Origin of the sequence: Rhodoplanes roseus (genome assembly GCF_003258865.1) — a bacterium.
Taxonomy (GTDB): Bacteria; Pseudomonadota; Alphaproteobacteria; order Rhizobiales; family Xanthobacteraceae; genus Rhodoplanes; species Rhodoplanes roseus.
On sequence record NZ_NPEX01000505.1, the window covers coordinates 1 to 2,256 of the forward strand.

Here is a 2,256-nt window from a genome sequence, read left to right on the forward strand (position 1 = left end):
GCGCTGCCGCGCGCGCCCCGGAATGACGGAGATCTCGAACGCACTCGCCGTCTACGGCGCGCTCTCGCCGACGAGCGCGAACCACTCGTCCTCGGTCAGCACGACGACGCCGGCGTCGCGCGCTTTTGCGAGCTTCGATCCCGCACCGGGGCCGGCGACCAGAAAGTCGGTCTTCTTCGACACCGAGCCGGCCACCTTGGCGCCGAGCCGCTCGGCCATCGCCTTCGCCTCGTCGCGCGTCATCTTCTCCAGCGCGCCGGTGAACACCACGGTCTTGCCGGCGACCGGCGTCGTGGTCTTCGGCTGCTCGGAGTCGACGATCTCGTTCAGCTCGCCGACCAGCCGCTCGACCACGCCCTCGTTGTGGCTCTCGCCGAAATACTTGGCCACCGCGTCGACGACCGCGTCGCCGATCTGGTCGATCGCGTCCATGTCTCCGCGCGCCTCCGCGTCGCCCGCCGCGATCCGCTTCGCCGCGGCGAAGAACGCCTCCCAGGATCCGTAGGCGCGGGCGAGCTGACGCGCCGTCGTCTCGCCGACGTGACGGATGCCGAGCGCATAGATCATCCGCTCCAGCGCGATGGTGCGCCGTGCGTCGATCGCCTCGAACAGATTCTTGACCGAGAGGCTGCCGAACCCCTCCTTGTCCTTCAGCTTCTTGAAGTTCTGCTCGTCGCGTCTCGCGAGAGTGAAAATGTCGGCCGGCTCGCCGACGGGCAGATCCTCGTCCGCGAAGAAGAAGGCGATCTGCTTCTCGCCGAGGCCCTCGATGTCGAACGCGCGGCGCGACACGAAGTGCCGCAGATGCTCGACCTTCTGATACGGGCAGGCGAACTCGCCGGTGCAACGGGCGATCGCGCCCTCCTCGCCGCCCGCCGTGGTCTCGCGCACCAGCGGCGTCTTCAGCTCGCACTTGCAGATCGTCGGGAAGGCGTACGGCGTCGCCCCGCGCGGCCGCTCCTCGACCACCCGCACCACCTGCGGAATCACGTCGCCGGCGCGCTGGATCTCGACCGTGTCGCCGATGCGCACGCCGAGCCTCGCGATCTCGTCGGCGTTGTGGAGCGTCGCGTTCTGCACCACGACGCCGCCGACCGTGACCGGCTCCAGCTTCGCCACCGGCGTGTGGGCGCCGGTGCGGCCGACCTGGATCTCGATGTCGTTGAGAACCGTCGTCGCCTTCTCGGCCGGGAACTTGTGGGCGATCGCCCAGCGCGGCGAGCGCGACACGAAGCCGAGCCGCTCCTGCCAATCGAGCCGGTCGACCTTGTAGACGACGCCGTCGATGTCGTAGTCGAGCGTCGCCCGGTTCAGCCCGATCTCGCGGTGGAACGCGACCAGGGCCTCGGCCGAGTCGCAGCGCCGGGTCAGCGGATTGGTCTTGAAGCCGCAGCGCTCGAACCAGGCGATCATGCCGGACTGGCTGTCGGCCGGCATGGTGCTCATCTCGCCCCAGGCATAGGCGAAGAAGCCGAGCGGCCGCGACGCCGTGACGGCCGGGTCCTTCTGCCGCAGCGAGCCGGCGGCCGAATTGCGCGGATTGGCGAAGATCTGGCCGCCCGCCGCCGCCTGCCGCGCGTTGAGCGCCAGGAACGCCGTCTTGGTCATGTAGACCTCGCCGCGCACCTCGCAGACCGGCGGCACTCCGCGCCCCTTCAGGAGTTTCGGCACGTCGTCGAGGGTGCGGATGTTGGCCGTCACGTCCTCGCCTTCGAAACCGTCGCCACGCGTCGCGGCCGAGACGAGCCGTCCGCTCTCGTAGCGCAGCGACATCGACAGGCCGTCGATCTTCGGCTCGGCGCTGAAGGCGACCGGCGCGTCGTCGGCCAGCCGCAGGAAGCGGCGCACGCGCGCGACGAATTCCTCCACCTCCTCGTCCGCGAAGGCGTTGTCGAGCGACAGCATCGGCACCGCGTGCCGCACCTTGGCGAAGCCGCGCGACGGCGCCGCGCCGACCTTTCGCGACGGCGAGTTCTCGCGGATCAGCGCGGGGAAGCGCGCCTCGATGGCGGCGTTGCGTTGGCGCAGCGCGTCGTACTCGGCGTCCGAGACGCTCGGCGCGTCCTCCTGATAGTAGCGCGCGTCGTGCCCCGCGATCTCCTCCGCCAGCCGCGCGAGCTCCGCAGCGGCCTCGTCCGCGGTGAGGGCGTCGACCGGGGTGGTGTGCGGGTGCTTCGAGGTCATACAATGAGAACCGCAGAATTGGTCATTCCGGGGCGCGGGCGACAGCCCGCGAACCCGGAATCCAGCCCAGTA

Annotated in this window: 1 protein-coding gene; it reads right to left on the minus strand. The window is 69.9% G+C overall.

Annotated elements, in window-relative coordinates:
* Positions 1-51 precede the first annotated feature (51 nt).
* Positions 52-2,184 (minus strand): NAD-dependent DNA ligase LigA, encoded by a 2,133-nt coding sequence (gene ligA / locus CH341_RS30760; RefSeq protein ID WP_111423408.1) that lies wholly within the window; start codon positions 2,182-2,184, stop codon positions 52-54.
* Positions 2,185-2,256: the final 72 nt, after the last annotated feature.